This is a genomic window from Kribbella sp. (assembly GCF_035687465.1).
Lineage (GTDB): Bacteria > Actinomycetota > Actinomycetes > Propionibacteriales > Kribbellaceae > Kribbella.
Genome location: NZ_DASRXP010000119.1, coordinates 21,810 through 40,089, shown reverse-complemented (window position 1 = coordinate 40,089; position 18,280 = coordinate 21,810). Strand labels below are relative to the sequence as shown.

General features: G+C 67.2%; 14 protein-coding genes. 11 read left to right on the top strand and 3 right to left on the bottom strand.

The features are described 5' to 3' along the window. The 4 genes from VFG33_RS06200 to VFG33_RS06185 all read left to right on the top strand — a co-directional run. On the top strand, positions 1 to 549 hold a 549-nt coding region (locus VFG33_RS06200), incomplete at its 5' end, for a YggS family pyridoxal phosphate enzyme (RefSeq protein WP_325023330.1). A 37-nt stretch (positions 550 to 586) separates the two neighbouring features. Beyond that, positions 587 to 1,105 (top strand): cell division protein SepF, encoded by a 519-nt coding sequence (locus VFG33_RS06195; protein ID WP_325023328.1) that lies wholly within the window; start codon positions 587 to 589, stop codon positions 1,103 to 1,105. 39 nt (positions 1,106 to 1,144) lie between these two features. Next, positions 1,145 to 1,450 carry a YggT family protein gene (locus VFG33_RS06190; RefSeq protein WP_325023327.1) on the top strand — a complete coding sequence of 102 codons (306 nt, stop codon included), beginning with the start codon at positions 1,145 to 1,147 and terminating at the stop codon, positions 1,448 to 1,450. Between the two features lie 177 nt (positions 1,451 to 1,627). Then, positions 1,628 to 2,395: a DivIVA domain-containing protein gene (locus VFG33_RS06185; RefSeq protein ID WP_325023325.1), complete on the top strand. Its 768-nt coding sequence runs from the start codon at positions 1,628 to 1,630 to the stop codon at positions 2,393 to 2,395. A gap of 151 nt (positions 2,396 to 2,546) precedes the next feature. Here VFG33_RS06185 and ileS read toward each other — a convergent pair whose 3' ends face one another. Beyond that, positions 2,547 to 5,714: an isoleucine--tRNA ligase gene (ileS, locus tag VFG33_RS06180; protein ID WP_325023323.1), complete on the bottom strand. Its 3,168-nt coding sequence runs from the start codon at positions 5,712 to 5,714 to the stop codon at positions 2,547 to 2,549. A gap of 485 nt (positions 5,715 to 6,199) precedes the next feature. On the opposite strand from ileS, the gene VFG33_RS06175 reads away from it, so the two are divergent. From VFG33_RS06175 to VFG33_RS06165, 3 genes are all read left to right on the top strand, one after another. Continuing rightward, positions 6,200 to 6,814 carry a TraR/DksA family transcriptional regulator gene (locus VFG33_RS06175; RefSeq protein WP_325023321.1) on the top strand — a complete coding sequence of 205 codons (615 nt, stop codon included), beginning with the start codon at positions 6,200 to 6,202 and terminating at the stop codon, positions 6,812 to 6,814. 134 nt (positions 6,815 to 6,948) lie between these two features. Next, positions 6,949 to 7,431 carry a signal peptidase II gene (lspA, locus tag VFG33_RS06170; RefSeq protein ID WP_325023319.1) on the top strand — a complete coding sequence of 161 codons (483 nt, stop codon included), beginning with the start codon at positions 6,949 to 6,951 and terminating at the stop codon, positions 7,429 to 7,431. Continuing rightward, positions 7,428 to 8,360 carry an RluA family pseudouridine synthase gene (locus VFG33_RS06165; protein ID WP_325023317.1) on the top strand — a complete coding sequence of 311 codons (933 nt, stop codon included), beginning with the start codon at positions 7,428 to 7,430 and terminating at the stop codon, positions 8,358 to 8,360. Before lspA ends, VFG33_RS06165 begins: the two co-directional genes overlap by 4 nt. A gap of 70 nt (positions 8,361 to 8,430) precedes the next feature. On the opposite strand, the gene VFG33_RS06160 is transcribed toward VFG33_RS06165, so the two are convergent. After that, positions 8,431 to 9,069, bottom strand: coding sequence for a TetR/AcrR family transcriptional regulator (locus tag VFG33_RS06160; RefSeq protein ID WP_325023315.1), 639 nt, complete (start codon positions 9,067 to 9,069; stop codon positions 8,431 to 8,433). 58 nt (positions 9,070 to 9,127) lie between these two features. Between VFG33_RS06160 and VFG33_RS06155 the strand changes: the two genes are divergently transcribed. From VFG33_RS06155 to VFG33_RS06140, 4 genes are all read left to right on the top strand, one after another. Then, positions 9,128 to 9,535 (top strand): RidA family protein, encoded by a 408-nt coding sequence (locus tag VFG33_RS06155; RefSeq protein ID WP_325023313.1) that lies wholly within the window; start codon positions 9,128 to 9,130, stop codon positions 9,533 to 9,535. Positions 9,536 to 9,743: 208 nt separating this feature from the next. After that, positions 9,744 to 13,289 (top strand): DNA polymerase III subunit alpha, encoded by a 3,546-nt coding sequence (gene dnaE, locus VFG33_RS06150; RefSeq protein WP_325023311.1) that lies wholly within the window; start codon positions 9,744 to 9,746, stop codon positions 13,287 to 13,289. A 47-nt stretch (positions 13,290 to 13,336) separates the two neighbouring features. Continuing rightward, positions 13,337 to 13,954, top strand: coding sequence for a hypothetical protein (locus VFG33_RS06145; RefSeq protein ID WP_325023309.1), 618 nt, complete (start codon positions 13,337 to 13,339; stop codon positions 13,952 to 13,954). 46 nt (positions 13,955 to 14,000) lie between these two features. Then, positions 14,001 to 15,860: a DUF3352 domain-containing protein gene (locus VFG33_RS06140; RefSeq protein ID WP_325023307.1), complete on the top strand. Its 1,860-nt coding sequence runs from the start codon at positions 14,001 to 14,003 to the stop codon at positions 15,858 to 15,860. A 55-nt stretch (positions 15,861 to 15,915) separates the two neighbouring features. Here the strand turns inward: VFG33_RS06140 and VFG33_RS06135 are convergent, their stop codons facing one another. Beyond that, positions 15,916 to 18,138: a carbohydrate-binding protein gene (locus tag VFG33_RS06135; protein ID WP_325023305.1), complete on the bottom strand. Its 2,223-nt coding sequence runs from the start codon at positions 18,136 to 18,138 to the stop codon at positions 15,916 to 15,918. Positions 18,139 to 18,280 lie beyond the last annotated feature (142 nt).

Sequence of the window (18,280 nt, the reverse complement as noted above, 5' to 3'; positions counted from 1 at the left end):
CGGGACCTGGGGGAGAACCGCGAGCAGGAGCTGAAGGCCAAGGCGCCCGAGTGCCCGGACGTGGTGTGGCACTTCGTCGGCCAGTTGCAGTCGAAGAAGGCCCGCTCGGTGGTCCGGAACGCGGCTGTCGTGCACTCGGTGGACCGGTCGTCGCTGGTCGAAGCGCTTTCCCGGGCCGCTGTGGCCGAGGAGAAGACAGTGCGGTGCCTGCTGCAGGTGAGCCTGGCGTCGTACGGATCCAGTGAGGCCGCGACGGGGATGAATCGCGGCGGGATCGCGCCGGCCGCAGTACCGGCTCTGGCCGCGGAGGTCGCGGCGGCTGACGGGCTCGAGCTCGGTGGGGTGATGGCGGTCGCTCCGCTGGGCTCCGATCCGGACGAGGCGTTCGCGGGTCTTCAGGAAGTAGCGTCCCGGCTACGCTCCGAACATGCCGGTGCCGACTGGATCTCGGCGGGTATGAGCGGCGATCTGGAAGCCGCGATCAGGCACGGGGCGACACACGTTCGGCTCGGGCGCGCATTACTCGGAACGCGTACTCCTCTGGGCTAGTGTCGACATCGATACTCGACAGAAGGGCTGGAGGGCCATGAGCGGCGCGTTGCGCAAGATGGGTGTGTACCTCGGCTTGGTCGAGGACGGCGAGCGGTACAACGCGCGCTACGACGACGAGTACGACGACTACGAAGAGTACGACGACGAAGCCGTCGACGGGGAGTCCCACGAGACCGAGCCCGTAGCTGTCCCCGCCCGGAGCGAGGAGCAGGTCGGCACGGTCAGCAAGTTTCCAGATCGGCGTGGTGTCTCAGCTTCCCCGGAGGTAACCGAGTTGGCCCGCATCACCACCGTGCACCCGCGCAGCTACAACGAAGCGCGCGTGATCGGTGAGCACTTCCGCGACGGCACGCCCGTCATCATGAACCTGACCGAGATGGACCACGCGGACGCCAAGCGGCTGGTGGACTTCGCGGCCGGCCTGATCTTCTGCTGCCGGGGCTCGATCGAGCGGATCACCACCAAGGTGTTCCTGGTCTGCCCGCCGAACGTGACGGTGGCCGCGGAGGAGAAGGAGAAGATCGCCGCGGACGGGTTCTACAACCAGAGTTGACCCGCCTGCTACCGCCGGTCTTCTACACTCTTTCCTGACATGGTTGCTCTGGAGCTCTTCCTCAGTGTTCTCAGTTGGGTACTGCTCGCCTTCTTCCTGATCCTGGTGGCGCGGTTCGTACTCAGCCTGATCGTCATGTTCGCACCGCAGTGGCACCCGAAAGGACCTGTGCTGCTGATGTTCGAACTGGTCTACTCGGTGACCGATCCCTTCCTGCGTCCGCTCCGGCGGATCCTGCCCCCGATCGGGGCGGGCGGGATCCGGATCGACCTGTCGATGCTGATGTTGTTCGTGCTCGTCTCACTGGCGATGTCGATCAACTCGACCGCGATCAGGTCCCTGTGATCAGGAGCTTGAGCGGGCAGCAACCGGGGTAGGAGCAGACCGGATCCTCCGGGGCCGCCGAACGTTATCGACCGCCCGGATTCCGTCAGAACACAACGAAGCGATAACGTGATCTACTGAGTCGCCGAGGTCATGGCCACGGGGACTCCGCCAAGACACAGACAAACGAGGTGAAAGATGCCGCTGACGCCGGATGACGTCCGCTCGAAGCAGTTCACGCCCGTCCGATTGCGGGAGGGCTACGACGTCACTGAGGTCGACTCCTTCCTCGACGAGGTGGAGGCCGAGCTCGAGCGACTTCTCGCCGAGAACGAGGAGCTGCGTGCCAAGCTGGCCGCTGCTCAGCGGGCGGGGGCCGGGCAGGAACGCCCGGTCGACCAGACCGCTGCGCTGCCGCCTGTGGTGCAGCAGCCCAAGCCCGCACCGGTCGTAGTAGAGAAGCCGGAGGAGAAGCCACCGCCAGTCGTCGCTCCCGCTGTAGCGGCCGCGGGGGCTGCTGCTGCGGCAGGAACCGTCGGCGACGCCTCCAGCTCCGCTGTGCGGCTGCTGGAGATGGCGACCAAGCACTCCGACGACCTGGTCCAGGAGGCGAAGGACACCGCCGACAAGATCATCGGCGAGGCCCGCGCCAAGGCCGAGCGGTTGGAGAACGAGGCTCGGGGCAAGGCCGACCGGATGACCGGTGAGGCTCGTGCCCGCGCCGAGAAGCTGGACGGCGAGATCGCCGAGCGCCGCGCCCAGATGCTCGGCACGCTGGAGAAGCAGAAGGGTCAGCTGGAGCGCACCATCGACGACCTGCACGCCTACGAGCGCGAGTACCGCAGCCGGCTGAAGACGTACTTCACCGAGCAGCTCAAGGCTCTGGGCAACGGCGATGACACGCTCAGCCCGCGCAACGGCTTCCGTCCGGAGGCTCGCGCCCAGGCTCACGGCCACGGCGTTTAAGAAAACCTGACTCAGAGGCGGTGCTAATCCGGCAGCACCGCCTCTTCGTCATGTCTGGACACCTTTCACAGACCGTGCCACCCCAGTAACGTTGCGTCCGAAGAACCTGAGGTCATAGCCCAAGGTTCTTCGGACGCAAGGCCCAGCTGAGTCAGGCCTTGGTGAGCCAGTAGGTGAGGCCGAGGGTGGGGTCGGTGCTGGTGGCAAGGTTGTCGGTTGCCGGGGGCGCCGACTGGGTCAGGGTGGTGGCGAGCACCTCGCGGGCGATCTCGTCGGCATGCTTGCCCAGGGCATCGGCCAGTTCGCCGTCGGTGGCGGTCAGCCAGACGGTGATCCGGTCGGACACCTCGAGCCCGGCGTTCTTCCGGGCTTCCTGCAGGGTCCGGACCACCTCGCGGGCCAGACCGGCCTGCTTCAGCTCCGGCGTCACCTCGAGGTCGAGGGCGACGGTCTCACCCTGCTCGTTCACCACGGACCAGCCCTCGCGCGGGCGCTCGGACACCAGTACGTCGTCCGGGCCGACCTCGACGTTCTCGCCGTCGACCACCACGGTCGCAGTACCGGATGCCTTCAGGGCGGCGGCCAGTGCGGCGGCGTCGGCGGCGGCGATCGCTGCGGCGACCACCGGGGTCTGCTTGGCGAACCGCTTGCCGAGCTCGCGGAAGTTGCCCTTCGCGGAGTACTCGACCAGGTCAGCGCCGGCCGAGGAGAGCGGTTCCACCGAGCCGACGTTCAGCTCTTCCGAGATCTCCCGCAGCAGGTCGTCGTCGAGATCCGCGATCGCCGCGGAACCGACCAGCGCGCGGCTGAGCGGCTGCCGGGTCCGGACCTTCGCCTCGGCCCGGGCCGACCGGCCCAGCTCGACGACCCGGCGGGCCATCAGCACCTGCGTGGCCAGCCTGTCGTCGATCAGCGTCTCGTCGTAGGTCGGGAACGCGGCGAGGTGGACCGACTCGGGCAGGCCAGGGGTGACCGGGCGGAACACGTCCTGCCAGACCCGCTCGGTGACGAACGGGGTGAGCGGTGCCATCAGCCGGGTCAGCACGTCGAGCGTCTCGTGCAGGGTGGCCAGCGCACCGGCGTCACCCGCCCAGAAGCGACGGCGCGAGCGACGGACGTACCAGTTCGACAGCACGTCGATGAACTGGCTCAGCTGCGCGCCGAGCTTTTGCGTGTCGAACGCGGCGTACGCCTCGTCTGTCTCACGGACGAGCCGGTTTGTCTCGCTGACCAGCCAGCGGTCCAGCACCGAACGCTCCGCGACCGGCGGCACGTCGGCCGTCGGCGACCAGTCGGCGAGGCGGGCGTAGAGCGCGTGGAACGCGACTGTGTTCCAGTAGGTCAGCAGCACCTTGCGGACGATCTCGTTCAGCACGTTCGGCCCGATCCCGCGCGCTTTCCAAGGCGAGCCGGAGCAGGCCATGAACCAGCGCACCGCGTCCGCGCTGTGGGTCTCCAGCAGCGGCATCGGCTCGAGGATGTTGCCCAGGTGCTTGGACATCTTCCGGCCGTCCTCGGCCATGATGTGCCCGAGGCAGACCACGCTCTGGTACGACGATTCGTCGAACACCAGGGTCCCGATCGCCATCAGGGTGTAGAACCAGCCGCGGGTCTGGTCGATCGCCTCGGAGATGAAGTCGGCCGGGTACGCCTGCTCGAACCTCTCCTTGGACCCCTCGACCCACGGATAGCCCCACTGCGCGAACGGCATCGAGCCCGAGTCGTACCAGGCGTCGATCACCTCGGCGACCCGGTGCGACTCCTCGCCGCAGGTCGGGCAGGCGAAGGTGATGTCGTCGACGAACGGCCGGTGCGGGTCGGTGCTGCTCAGATCGCGGCCGGCCAGCTCGCCGAGCTCCTGCAGGGAGCCGACGCACACCTGGTGGTCCTCGCCGCAACGCCAGATCGGCAGCGGGGTACCCCAGTACCTGGACCGGGAGACGGCCCAGTCGATGTTGTTGCGCAGCCAGTCGCCGTACCGGCCCCACTTGACCGAGTCGGGGACCCAGTTGGTCTTCTCGTTCTCGCGGAGCAGCGCGTCCTTGACCTGGGTGGTGCGGATGTACCAGGACGGGAGCGCGTAGTACATGACGGGAGTGTGGCAGCGCCAGCAGTGTGGGTACGGGTGCTCGTACGGGACGTGGCGGAACAGCACGCCGCGCGCCTTCAGGTCGTTGACGAGGTCCTCGTCGGCCTTCTTGAAGAACTGTCCGCCCACCAGCGGCAGGTCCGCGGCGAACCGCCCGTCGGACTCGACCGGCTTCACCACAGGCAGGTTGTAGGCCCTCGCGACGAGCAGGTCGTCCGCGCCGAACGCGGGGGACTGGTGCACCAGACCCGTGCCGTCCTCGGTGGTCACATACTCGGCCAGTACGACGTAGTGCGCCGGCTCGGGGAACTCGACCAGCTCGAACGGGCGCTGGTAGGTCCACCGCTCCATGTCGCGGCCGACATAACGGTCAGTGACCGTCCAACCCTCGCCCAGCGTGCCGACGAGTGGTTCGGCGACCACCAGGGACTCGTTGCCGTCGGTGGCGACCACATAGGTGACGTCCGGGTGCACGGCGACGGCGGTGTTGGATACGAGGGTCCACGGGGTCGTCGTCCAGACCAGCAGCGACGCCTTGCCTTCGAGCGGGCCGGAGGTGAGCGGGAAGCGGACGTAGACCGAGGGGTCGATGACCGTCTCGTAGCCCTGGGCGAGCTCGTGGTCGGACAGACCGGTGCCACAGCGCGGGCAGTACGGCGTGATCCGGTAGTCCTCGACCAGCAGTCCCTTGGAGTGGATCTGCTTCAGCGACCACCAGACCGACTCGACGTACTGCGCGTCCATCGTCCGGTAAGGGTGTTCCAGATCCACCCAATAGCCCATCCGGGTGGTCAGGTCGGCGAACTCGCCCACATAGCGCAGCACGGACTCACGGCACTTCGCGTTGAACTCGGCGATGCCGTACGCCTCGATGTCCTTCTTGCCGTTGAAGCCGAGCTCCTTCTCGACGGCGACCTCGACCGGCAGCCCGTGGCAGTCCCAGCCGGCCTTGCGCTCGACCGAGTAGCCCTTCATCGTCCGGTAGCGCGGGAATACGTCCTTGAAGACGCGCGCCTCGATGTGATGGGTGCCGGGATGCCCGTTCGCGGTCGGGGGCCCCTCGTAGAAGGTCCACGGCGTACCGCCGGCCGACTGCTCGAGGCTCTTGGCGAACGTGTCCTGGTCGTCCCACAGGCCGAGTACCTCCCGCTCGATCGCGGGCAGGTCGACCTGCGCGGGGACCTGTTGCCAGTCGGTCTTCGCGGTCGGCGTGCTGGGGTTGTCCGCCATCTCGTTCGTCCTTCGTCGCACTGTTGCCTGCTGACGAAGGGACGAGGCGCCGGCGCTGTCGCCGGGCTCCGCGGTACCACCCTCCTTGGTGACGTTAAAACGCTGAAACCAGACCGTCACCCACTTCGTTTCGCTCCGCTGCCGGTTCTAGTGAGTCCTTGTCGAACCGTTCTTCCGGCGGCTCCGGGGTGATGGCCCCATCAATGCCTTGCGTAGCGCTGGGAAAAGTGTACGACTCCGTTCCACTCAACTACGAATCGTTAATCACTGGTCAGGCGGGAATTCGTCCCCGACAATTCTGCTTACGTGAGAACGTGAACGGTGTCCGAGATGTGGCTGTGACGCGCCGAACATCGAGCGCGCTTGAAGAACCGACTACCGTATGTGGACGGTCTGCGCGTCGGGCTGGCAGGTGGCCTTCCGGTGACCTACTGTCTTGCGACCAGTCCGCTTCAGTCTCCGACGAAGGCAGGGGGTAGTCGAGGATGGCTACATCGGCTCCGAAGAAGTCCGCCCCTCAGCGTTCCGCCACGGCCACGAAGAAGGTCACGAAGTCCACCGAGCCTGCGAAGAAGCAGGTTGCGGCGAAGAAGACCCCTGCCAAGAAGACTCCTGCCAAGCAGAGCCCGACGAAGAGGGTGGCCATGAAGACGAACGAGAACCGGACCCCGGCGACAGCGCCGGCGAAGCCGCCCGCGAAAAAGGCCGAGAACCTGACCGTCCGGGAAGGGGAGACCCCCTGGACCGCCGCCGAGATGAAAGAACTGCGCAGTGAGCTGGAAGCCGACGCGGCACATCTGAAAGAAGAGATCCGCGACGCCGAGCAGGAGATCGTCGGACTGCTCCGCGACGGCGGCGACGGGGCCGGCAACGACCAGGCCGACGTCGGTTCGACCACGCTCGAGCGGGACCACGAGATGTCGCTGGCGAGGAACGCCAGCGACATGCTGGACCAGATCGAGCGGGCGCTGTCCCGGATCGACGACGGTAGCTACGGGGTCTGCGAGAGCTGCGGCAAGGCCATCGGCAAGGGTCGGTTGCAGGCATTCCCGCGTGCGACACTGTGCGTGTCATGCAAAGAACGCGAAGAACGCCGCTGAGCGAACAGGACCCGTCCCGCCTGCCAGGGGACGAGGCAGCAGAAGACCTGACGGAACCGGCCGACTCCACGTCGGCCGGTTCTCCGTCGTCTCCGGAGCCTTCCCCGCCATCCACAGCCGGCGGGCGGCGCAGGATGGTGTTGTTGTTCGTGGTTGTGGGGTTGGTGGTGCTTGGGCTGGATCAGCTGACCAAGGCGCTGGCGCTGCATTATCTGGAGCCGGGCGAGCCGGTGAACGTGATCGGCACGCTGCTCAAGTTCAACCTGATCCGGAACCCGGGCGCCGCGTTCAGCCTCGGGTCGGACTTCACCCCGGTGATCAGCACCATCCAGATCGTCGTCGCGGTCGGCGTGGTCTGGTTGTCCCGCCGGCTCGGCTCGGTCGGCTGGGCGATCGCCTTCGGCTTCCTGTTCGGCGGCGCGGTCGGCAACATCACCGACCGGATCTTCCGCGAGCCGTCACCGTTCCACGGTCACGTGGTCGACTTCCTGCAGACCCCGCACTGGGCGATCTTCAACGTCGCCGACATGGCGGTCACCTCCGCCGCGATCCTGCTGGTGATCCAGACCCTGCGCGGCATCAAGCTCGACGGCAGCAAGGACGTGGGCAAGAAATGAGCGGCGACTCGCGCACGGTGATGGTCCCCGACGGCCTCGCCGGTGAGCGGCTCGACGCCGCGCTGTCGCGGTTGTTCGGCGTCTCCCGGACCAAGGCGGCCGAGCTGATCGAGTCCGGACTGGTCCAGATGGACGGATCCCCGGCGATGAAGTCCACCCGGGTGTCGGCCGGGGTGATGCTCGATGTCGAGCTGCCCCCGCCGCCAGGTGAGATCACCGTCGTACCGGAGACCGTCGAGAACCTGCGGATCGTGTACGACGACGACGAGATCGTGGTGGTCGACAAGCCCGTCGGAGTGGCGGCGCATCCGTCGCCGGGCTGGACCGGGCCGACGGTGATCGGACATCTCGCCGGGGCCGGGTTCAACATCTCCACCAGCGGGGCTGCCGAGCGCAAGGGCATCGTGCACCGGTTGGACGTCGGTACTTCGGGTCTGATGGTGGTCGCCAAGACGGAGTACAGCTACACCGTGCTCAAGCGCGCCTTCAAGGAGCGCACGGTGAAGAAGATCTACCACGCGCTGGTGCAGGGTCACCCGGACCCGTTCACCGGCACCGTGGACGCGCCGATCGACCGGCACCCGCACCACGACTACAAGTTCGGCGTCGTCGCGGGCGGCAAGCCGAGCATCACGCACTACGAGACGCTCGAGGCGTTCCGGTTCGCGACGCTGCTGGAGATCACCCTCGAGACCGGCCGGACCCACCAGATCCGCGTCCACATGGCAGCCATCGGCCACCCGTGCTGCGGCGACCTGACCTACGGCGCCGACCCGGTCCTGGCCGACCGCCTTCAGCTGACCCGCCAGTGGCTGCACGCCATGCGCCTCGGTTTCACCCACCCCGGCTCCGGCGAGTACGTCGAGTTCACCTCGGAGTACCCGGCCGACCTCGACCACGCCCTCGACCAACTGGCAGCCACCCAGTAAGCCTGGCGCGGAGTGGCGCCGACCAGATCCTCTCCGACCTGATCCGGTCGGAGGCGCTCGTCTGCGCCGCCTAGTGGCTCGCGTCCTCATGCCTCGTGTCCTTGTGCCCCGTCCAGCCCTGCTCGACTGACGGCCGGCACCGTGCGGGTTCGTCGCCGGCGTTGATGAACAACGCTGTGAGCATCGGCACTGCGTAGGCCAGCGCCTCGCGCGGCAGGGGACCGGTGACCGTCAGCGACGCCAGGCCGTGGCCGATGACCCACGTCTGAGTGGCGAGGTCGAGGGGGTCCGTGGCGTCGGAGAAGCGGCCGGTGGTCTTCCCGCGAGCGACTGCGTCGACCAGGATCTGGAGGGACGCGTCGGCGGCGGCCAGGTCTTCCAGCTCGACCTCGGCGTCGAACATGGTCCGGTAGATGTCGGGACCGGCCTCGGCGTTGGACACGTAGGCAGCTCCCAACGCGGCAAGGTCCCGCACCGGGTCGCGAGTGGTCGCGACCCTGGCGAGGGAGGCCGCGAGGCGAGTGAAGCCTTCCTGGCGCACCGCTTTCCAGACGCCGTCCATGCCCTCGAAGTAGGTGTAGACGGCCATCGTCGACACACCGGTACCGGCGACCAGAGCTCGCAGGGTGATCGGCTCCCGCGCTCGGAGCATCTGCGCGGCCCGCTCGATCAGCAGCGACCGAACGGCCGGGTCTTTGACTCTCACCATGGCTCCACAATACATAGCACTGCTATGGTTTGAGCTCCTCTCACCCTAGGAGCCACTCATGGCCGTGACGCTGATCAACCCCGACTGCCTGCCGAAGCCCGACGTCTACCGGCAGTTGTCCATTGCCACCGGCTCGAGGCTGGTGTTCCTCGCCGGCCAGGTGGCGCGGGACAGCGATGGCCGGCCGGTCGGCCAAGGCGACCTCGCGGCGCAGGTCGAGCAGGCGTACCTCAACATCGGGAACGCCCTGAAGGAGATCGGCGGGTCGTTCGACGACGTGGCGAAGCTGACGGTCTATGTCGTCGACTGGAGCCCCGACAAGTTCCCGCTGCTCGGCGAAGGCGTCGCCCGTGCGGCGGCCACCCTGGGCGTCGACCCGGTCAAGCCCATCACCCTCCTCAGCGTCGCCGCACTGGGCGAACCCGACCTCCTGGTCGAAGTCGAAGCCACGGCCGTCCTCGACTGATGCGGAGGGGAGTTCATGAGGTGGCGGCGGCCCGGTCGGCGAGTTTGATCACCATCCCCTCGGTGTGAGGCCGGGGTTCGGCGACCGGATATCGGGCAGCCGGTGGGGTCTGCGGAGCGGCGGTTGAAGGACTGTCGGTCGGGCCGATTAGGCTGGCCGACAGCTTCACAATCCCCTCACTCACGCCCCCTGGGAGGTCTGCGCAGACATGCCGTCCGCTGACAGCTTCGTGCACCTGCACAACCACACCGAGTACTCGATGCTGGACGGCGCGGCGCGGATCGACGAGTTGTTCAAAGCCGCCCAGGAGATGGGCATGCCGGCCCTCGCGACCACCGACCACGGGTATGTGTTCGGCGCGTACGAGTTCTGGAAGACGGCGCAGAAGTACGACGTCAAACCTATCGTCGGGGTCGAGGCCTACTTGACTCCGCAGACCCACCGCAGTGAGCGGAAGCGGGTGAAGTGGGGCGACGCCGGCAGCAGCCGCGACGATGTCTCCGGCGGTGGCTCGTACACCCACATGACACTGCTGGCGAAGACCACCGGGGGTATGCACAATCTGTTCAGGATGGCCTCGCTGGCCAGCCTCGAGGGCTACTACTTCAAGCCCCGGATCGACCGCGAGCTGCTGCAGACCTACGGCAAGGGCCTGATCGCGACGACCGGGTGCGTGGGCGGCGAGGTGCAGACCCGGCTCCGGCTCGGGCAGTACAAGGAGGCCGTCGAAGCGGCGGCGGAGTTCCGGGACATTTTCGGCGCGGAGAACTTCTACTGCGAGGTGATGGACCACGGCATCGCCATCGAGAGGCAGACGCAGAAGGACCTGCTCCGGCTGGCGAAGGACCTCAACCTGCCGCTGGTCGCGACCAACGACCTGCATTACACGCACCAGGACGACGCCCCTGCGCACGCCGCGCTGTTGTGTGTCCAGTCTGCTTCGACGTTGTCGGACCCGAACCGGTTCAAGTTCGACGGCAACGAGTTCTACCTGAAGTCGCCGGCCCAGATGCGCGAGCTGTGGAAGGAGTTCCCGGAGGCGTGTGACAACACGCTGCTGATCGCCGAGCAGTGCGACGTGACCTTCACCGAGGGCGAGGGCCGGTTCATGCCGCGCTTCGGCTGCCCGGAGGGGGAGAACGAGGAATCCTGGTTCATCAAGGAGGTCGAGGTCGGGCTGCATCACCGCTACCCGAACGGGATCACCGACGAGATCCGCAAGCGGGCCGACTACGAGATCGAGGTCGTCACGTCGAAGGGGTACGCCGGCTACTTCCTGGTCGTCGCCGACTTCATCAACTGGGCCAAGAAGCAGGGCATCCGGGTTGGCCCGGGCCGCGGTTCCGGTGCCGGTTCGATCTGCGCCTATGCGATGAAGATCACCGACCTCGAGCCGCTGGCGCACGGCCTGATCTTCGAACGGTTCCTGAACCCGGAGCGGATGTCGATGCCCGACTTCGACATCGACTTCGACGACCGTCGCCGCGCCGAGGTGATCCGCTACGTCAGTGACAAGTACGGCGACGACCGGGTCGCGATGATCGTCACCTACGGCACCATCAAGGCCAAGCAGGCCATCAAGGATGCCGGCCGGGTGCTCGACTATCCGTTCGCGATGGGCGACCGGATCACCAAGGCGATGCCGCCGTCGGTGATGGGCAAGGACGTGCCGCTGTCGGGCATCTTCGACCCGCAGCACAAGCGGTACTCCGAGGCCGGCGAGTTCCGGCAGCTCTACGAGTCCGACCAGGACGTGCGCAAGATCGTCGACACCGCCCGCGGCCTGGAGAACCTGAAGCGCCAGTGGGGCGTGCACGCGGCCGGCGTGATCATGTCCAGCGAGCCGCTGATCGACCTGATCCCGATCATGCGCCGCGAGCAGGACGGCCAGATCATCACCCAGTTCGACTACCCGAGCTGCGAGACGCTCGGCCTGGTCAAGATGGACTTCCTCGGGCTGCGCAACCTGACGATCATGGACGACGCGGTCAAGAACATCGAGGCCAGCCGCGGCATCAAGGTCGATCTCGACGCGCTCGGCCTGACCCTGGACGACGGGCCGACCTACGATCTGCTGGCCCGGGGCGACACCCTCAGCGTCTTCCAGTTCGACGGCGGGCCGATGCGGGCGCTGCTGCGGCTGATGAAGCCGGACAACTTCGAGGACATCTCGGCGGTCGGTGCTCTCTACCGGCCCGGCCCGATGGGTGCGAACAGCCACACCAACTACGCCCTGCGCAAGAACGGTCAGCAGGAGATCAGCTATCCGCACGACGAGCTCGCGGTCGCGCTGGAGCCGATCCTTGGCACCACCTACGGCCTGATCGTGTATCAGGAGCAGGTGATGGCGATCGCTCAGCAGTTGGCCGGCTACACGCTGGGCAAGGCGGATCTGCTCCGCCGCGCGATGGGCAAGAAGAAGCGCGAGGTCCTGGACGCGGAGTACGTCGGCTTCTCCGAGGGGATGAAGGCGAACGGCTTCTCGGCGCAGTCGATCAAGGCGCTGTGGGACGTCCTGGTGCCGTTCTCCGACTACGCGTTCAACAAGGCCCACTCCGCGGCGTACGGGCTGGTCTCGTACTGGACCGCGTACCTGAAGGCGAACTACCCGGCGGAGTACATGGCCGCTGTGCTGACGTCCGTGAAGGACGACAAGGACAAGATGGCCATCTACCTGAACGAGTGCCGCCGGATGGGTATCAAGGTGCTGCCGCCGGACGTGAACGAGTCCGACTCGAACTTCACCCCGGTCGGCACCGACATCCGCTTCGGCCTGTCCGCGATCCGCAACGTCGGCGTGAACGTGGTGGCCGAGATCGTCTCCGCGCGGGAGTCGGAGGGCCGGTTCACCGACTTCGTCGACTTCATCGACAAGGTGCCGCTGCCGGTCTGCAACAAGCGGGTGATCGAGTCGCTGGCCAAGGCCGGTTCGTTCGACTCGATGAACCATGCCCGGCGCGCGGTCGTCGCGGTGCACGAACAGGCCGTCGACGAGGCGATCGACCTGAAGCGGAACGAGGCGCACGGGCAGTTCGACCTGTTCAGCATGGGCGACGACTCGGACGAGGGCGAGGGCAACAGTCGGCTTACCGTGACGGTGCCCGAGATCGAGGAGTGGGACAAGGCCACCAAGCTCGCGCATGAGCGGGACATGCTCGGCCTCTACGTCTCGGACCACCCGCTGTTCGGCGTCGAGCACGTGCTCACCAACGGCACCGACTGCACGATCGGCCAGTTGCTCGCCGACGAGGAGCGCCCGGACGGCACCCAGGTGACGATCGGCGGCCTGGTCACCGCCGTCCAGCGGAAGGTGAACAAGCGCGGCGACATCTACGCGATCGTCACCATCGAGGACCTGGAAGGTTCGATCGAGGTGATGATGTTCTCCTCGGCCTACCAGTTGTCCGCGCACCTGCTCACCAACGACGCGATCATCCTGATGAAGGGCCGGCTGCGGCGCCGCGACGACCGGGTCGAGCTGAGCGGCTCCGAGGTCTCCGTGCCCGATCTGACCGAGGGACCGAGCGGTCCGGTGGTGATCACCATGCCGATCAACCGGTGTACGCCGCCCGTGGTCGACCAGTTGCGCGACGTGCTGAAGTCCCACCCGGGGATGACCGAGGTCCAGTTGCGGCTGCAGGCCCGGCAGAAGACCACGGTGATGCGGATCGGCGACCGGTTCCGGGTGACGCCGACCTCGTCGCTGATGGCGGACCTGAAGGCGCTGCTCGGCCCGTCGTGTCTGGCCGGCTGAGGCACCCTGTGAGCGAGTCTCCTTTTGCTGTGCGTAACACTGGCGGCGTGAGTCAGCAGCCAGGTCAGTCGAGCCCCTATGCCCCGCAGCCGTTCGGCTCCTCCTTCGGCGCACCGCCGGTGCCCGAGCCCAAGATGCCGTGGAGCAAGGCGATCGCGGTGACCGGGGCGGTGTTCCTGATCGCGGGGGCGATCGCGGGCTGGGCGTGGCAGCAGTTCTCCCCGCTGGCGCAGTACACGGTGGACGACAAGGGTGCCGCGCTCGGCGAGGAGCAGATGACGAAGGTCTTCGGCCCGGACGGCACCTTCGTGTCGATCGGGTTCCTCACGGCGCTGGTGCTCGGTGGCGCTCTCTTCTGGTGGTTGCGCAACTACGGTCCGTGGTCGGTCGCGATCGTGACGGGCGGTTCGGTGGTCGGTTCGGCGATCGCGTGGGGAGTGGGCATGCTGCTCGGCCACGACCCGCTCCAGCCGCGGCTGGAGGCGGCCAAGCCCGGCGATCTGCTGGCGGCGCCGCTGGAACTGCACACATGGACCCCTTTAGCTGCTTGGCTGGTCGGTGCGGCGCTCGCGGCGGCGATCATCTCCGCAGTGGGCTGGCGGAGCGAACCGGTTGCAACCACATCGGTATCTGTTACGTCAGACTCCTCGCCGCAGGTGCACTAACCTGTCCCGGCCGGTGGTTGAGCCCACCGGCGATGTGAGGGGGAACATGTCCGACTACACCAACCCGCCGATCGACCCGCGCCACCCTGGTGCCTCCGGCGGTCCTCAAGGCCCGAACGGCCCGTACTCCGCTCCGCAAGGCCGCCCGCCCGCAGCCCCGAACGGCCCGTACTCCGGTCCGCAGGGGCAGCCGCCGGCCGGTCCGTATTCCGCTCCGCAGGGCCCGTACTCCGGTCCGCAGCAGCCGTATCCGGGTGGTCCGGGGAATCCCGCCCAGCCGCAGCCGGGGAGCTACCCGCCTCCGCAGTACGGGCCAGGGGCCCAAGGCAACCAGCAGGGGGCCCAGGGCAACCAGCAGGGCCCCGGCGCGCTTTGGCCGCAGCCCGGGCAGCCAGATTACCCGCAGCAAGGCGGTGGGCAGCCGCCGTACGGTGGGCAACCGCCGTACGAGGAGGTGCAGTGGGGGCCGGAGCCGCGGAAGAAGCGCGGCAAGCTGGTCCCGCTGATCGCCGTCCTGGCTGTCCTCCTGGTGGTCGGTGGCGGCGGCATCTTCGCCTACGCCCGGCTGACCGGTGGCAAGCAGCCCGCCGCGGTGCTGCCGGGTAACGCCGTCGCGTACGCCCGGATCGACCTGAACCCGTCAGCCGGTCAGCGCGTCGCCGCGCTGCGGTTCCTGATGAAGTTCCCGTCGGTGAAGAAGGAGATCGGGCTCACCAGCGACAACGACGACCTGCGCCAGAAGCTGTTCGAGCTGATCAAGAAGGAGTCCGGCGGCGACCTGGCCGACGTCGACTTCGACAAGGACATCAAGCCGTGGCTGGGCGACCGGGCCGGAGTTGTGGCGGTTCCCGGCGCCGACGCCAAGGAGCCGGATGCGGTGGTCGCCGTCGAGGTGAAGGACGAGGACCAGGCGACCACGGGGCTGGACAAGCTGTTCGCCGAGGAGAAGGACAAGCCCGGCCGGGCGTTCACCGACGGCTATGTGATCCTCGCCGAGACCCAGGCGATCGTCGACTCGGCCGTTGCCGCCGGCAAGGACAACCCGCTGGAGGAGAACGCGAAGTTCAGCGCGGACATGTCGGCGCTGGGGGAGCAGGGGTTCGTCTCCTTCTGGGGTGACTTCGAGGGTCTGGCGTCGTTCGCGTCGTCGGAGCTGACGGGCGAGGACGCGGCCGCTGTGCCCGAGGGGAGCATGGCCGCGGCGCTGCGGTTCGACGCGCAGTACGTCGAACTGAAGGGTGTCGTGCACGGCGACAAGAGCATCAAGGTCGGCTCGTCGGACGCGGGGAACCTGATCGCGCAACTGCCCGAGACGACGGCCGGTGCGATCGCGCTGTCCGACGGCTCGAACCTGGTCGACACGATCTGGACCCAGCTGAACAAGTCGACGGGCGGGATGAACCTGGACGACCTGACGAAGGGCTTCACCGACGAGTACGGCCTGGTGCTGCCGGACGACCTGAAGTCGCTGCTCGGCAAGAACTTCGTCGCGGCGATCGACAAGGACTCCGACGTGCCGAAGATCGGACTCCGGATGGAGACCGACCCGGCCAAGGCCGAAGCGGTCGTGGGCAAGGTCCAGGACCTGCTCCGCAGCCAGGCCGACCTGGACGTCCCGATCGAGCAGGCCAAGGACGCGGACACCCTGGTGGTCGCGACCGAGCAGGCCTACGCCGACAAGTTGCTCACCGACGGCGGCCTCGGCAAGACGGAGAAGTTCAAGCAGGCCATTCCCGATCCGCAGAACGCGGTGATGGTCGGCTACGTCGACCTCGAGGCGATCGCCGCGATGAGCGACGACCTCAAGTCTGACGAGGACCTGGCCGCACTGAAGTCGGCCGGCTACACCATCCGCGTCACCGGCGACGGCGAGGCGGACTTCACCCTGCGAGTGATCGCGAAGTAGTCCGATCGAAGAAAACCCGGGCGGCCGATACGTCAGGCCGCCCGGGTTTTTCCGGCTAGGACGTCAGGCGGAGGTAGTCCACGTTGAAGCCGCCGGTTTCGCAGAACAAGGTGATCAGCTGATCGCCGGCTGGCAGGGTTACCTGGGCACTCACCGACTGGTACGACGCCCAGCCGCCGGTGTCAGGCACCGACACCTTCGCCAGTACTGCGCCTGAGGCGTCCCGCAACGACACCGCATCCGTGGCGACCGCGCCGGTGCCGTTCGCGACCCGGAACTCCACGTTGTACGTGCCGGCCTGGGCGACGTCCACCCGGTACTGCAGCCAGTTGCCGGCCGCCGTCCAGCCGACATTCTTGCCGCCGCTCGCCGCCGGGTTGTTCTCGACGAAGTTCGCGCCGCCATCGGTCCAGCCGTGCTGGGCGACGTACGACTCGGCCTCGACCTTCTCGCCGATCGGCGTGCCGTGCGGTGTGACCGTCACGTGGACAGTCACCTCATCGTGGGCGGCGCCATCCGTGACCCGGAACTTGAGGTCCTGTTCGCCGGACGTAGTCGGGTGGAGGGTCACCAGCCCGGTCCGCGCGTCGACGCTGACGCCGGCCGGGAGGTCGGTGGCGTAGTAGGCGAGCCGGTCGCGATCCCGATCGGTCGCGGACAGTTGCACCTGGGTGGTGGCGTACTGGTCGGCGACCACCTCAGCCACGTCACGTAGTACCGGGGCGTGGTTGCCGTGCGACGACGGGACTTCGCCTTGCCAGCGGTAGGTGGCGTAGGAGTTCGCCGGGACTGTCGCCGTGAAGGACTTGCCGGCGAGCACCACTCGCACGGTGGTCGGAGTGGCGTTGCTGTTGCCCAGGATCGCGACGAAGTTGTCGCTCTTGTCCTTGAAGACGACGTTGCCGATCCCGTTCGTGGTCGCGCTCGACTCGACTCGCACGTGCTCCGGGCCGAGGTACTTCGCGAACTGGCCCATCGCGTACAACTCGTCGCGAACGGTGAAGGTTTGGGTGGTGGTGTCGACCTTGACCAGGCGGTTCGGCCACTTGGTGGTGCGGCCGACCTCCTCCCAGTCGATGTTGTTGTCCCGCGCGGGCGTCCAGTGCAGCGTGCCACCGTCCTGGTCGGTGGTCTGCGCCCACATCACGTACGACGAGGCGTCCAGCCGGAAGTAGCTCAGGATCGTGGCCGGCGACAGATCGCTGGTCTCGGTCATGTGCACCGGCTTGCCGGTCTGCTCGTACGCGTCCCGCATGACGGTCGGGTCACCCCAGTACGGGTGGAACGCGATGGCGTCCGACGCCTTGCGGGTCTGCGGGTCGTTGAAGATGCGGTAGTAGTTCTTCGTCTCCGTGCTGTTCGGGTCACGCCAGTCGTAGAAGTTGAAGTCGTGCACGTACAACTCGGTGCTGAGCTTCGCGCGCTTCACCTCGCGCTTGATCGCGACCGCCAGCTTCTGCTGCTGCTCGACGCTGATGTCCATCGCGGGGTAGACCACGTCGATGCCGGGCTCGTTCAGCAGGGTCAACGCATCGACCTTCACCCCGTACTTCGCGTACGCCTGCACGTACTTCACGTAGTACCGGGCGAACACGTCGATCGCGTCGTCGCGGAGCTTGCCGACCTGGTAGTACAACGTGGTGCTACCGGGCTGCAACGCGACCTCGCCGGTGAACCTGTTGTTGGTCTTCATCCAGGCCGGGGCGCTCCACGCCGAGGCGAAGAAGGTCGCGCGCGGGTTGTAGCGCTGGATCAGCTTGATCGTGTCGATGATGTGCGCGTCGATGTCCCGCTTGATCGAGAAGTACTTCAGCCCGAAGTCCTCGGTGACGCCGGCGGGAAGCTCGTCGTACGACCAGAACGGGAGGTGCTCGATCAGGTCCGGGCTGCCGATGGTCAGCCGGAAGCGGTCCAGCCCGGCGCCGGTCTTGGGATCGACCAGCAGCCGGATCGCCCGGTCCCGTTCGGCCGGGGTGAGCTTCCAGAGATTGGAAACGCTCGTCTCGTCCAGGGAGAAGCCGATCCCGGTGTACCGCTGGCGAAGCGTGCTCGGGTCGATGACGACTTCCGCGTCGGTGGCGCCGCCCTCATCGCGTCCGATGTAGGTGGTGGGCAGGGGCTGCCAGGCCTGTGCAGGGCCGCTGGAGTACGTGCCGGTGACGGCGGCGCCGTGTCCAGGGCGGTCCGCTGGCAAGCCGGCGGTTGCTGGTTGGCCTGCGGCGGCGAGCACCAGGCCGGCAGTTGCGGTCATGACAGCCGCGGAAAGGGAACGCCTCACGATGCCTCCTTGGGACGGAAAGCGCTTGCATCGAAGCGGACTCTACTGTTCCGCGCCGCGATGCACATCCCTTCCGGGAAGTTCCGCAACTCGTCGGCAGCGGATGTCGAAAGCCGACGGCCGGTCTCTACCTAGGGATAAA

Bases quoted from the DNA above. Each gene is read 5' to 3' on its own strand.
- VFG33_RS06175 (WP_325023321.1), top strand. From the start codon at position 6,200: ATGGCTACATCGGCTCCGAAGAAGTCCGCCCCTCAGCGTTCCGCCACG.
- dnaE (WP_325023311.1), top strand. From the start codon at position 9,744: ATGCCGTCCGCTGACAGCTTCGTGCACCTGCACAACCACACCGAGTAC.
- lspA (WP_325023319.1), top strand. From the start codon at position 6,949: ATGGTGTTGTTGTTCGTGGTTGTGGGGTTGGTGGTGCTTGGGCTGGAT.
- VFG33_RS06165 (WP_325023317.1), top strand. From the start codon at position 7,428: ATGAGCGGCGACTCGCGCACGGTGATGGTCCCCGACGGCCTCGCCGGT.
- VFG33_RS06185 (WP_325023325.1), top strand. From the start codon at position 1,628: ATGCCGCTGACGCCGGATGACGTCCGCTCGAAGCAGTTCACGCCCGTC.
- VFG33_RS06195 (WP_325023328.1), top strand. From the start codon at position 587: ATGAGCGGCGCGTTGCGCAAGATGGGTGTGTACCTCGGCTTGGTCGAG.
- ileS (WP_325023323.1), bottom strand. From the start codon at position 5,714: ATGGCGGACAACCCCAGCACGCCGACCGCGAAGACCGACTGGCAACAG.
- VFG33_RS06190 (WP_325023327.1), top strand. From the start codon at position 1,145: ATGGTTGCTCTGGAGCTCTTCCTCAGTGTTCTCAGTTGGGTACTGCTC.
- VFG33_RS06155 (WP_325023313.1), top strand. From the start codon at position 9,128: ATGGCCGTGACGCTGATCAACCCCGACTGCCTGCCGAAGCCCGACGTC.
- VFG33_RS06160 (WP_325023315.1), bottom strand. From the start codon at position 9,069: ATGGTGAGAGTCAAAGACCCGGCCGTTCGGTCGCTGCTGATCGAGCGG.
- VFG33_RS06140 (WP_325023307.1), top strand. From the start codon at position 14,001: ATGTCCGACTACACCAACCCGCCGATCGACCCGCGCCACCCTGGTGCC.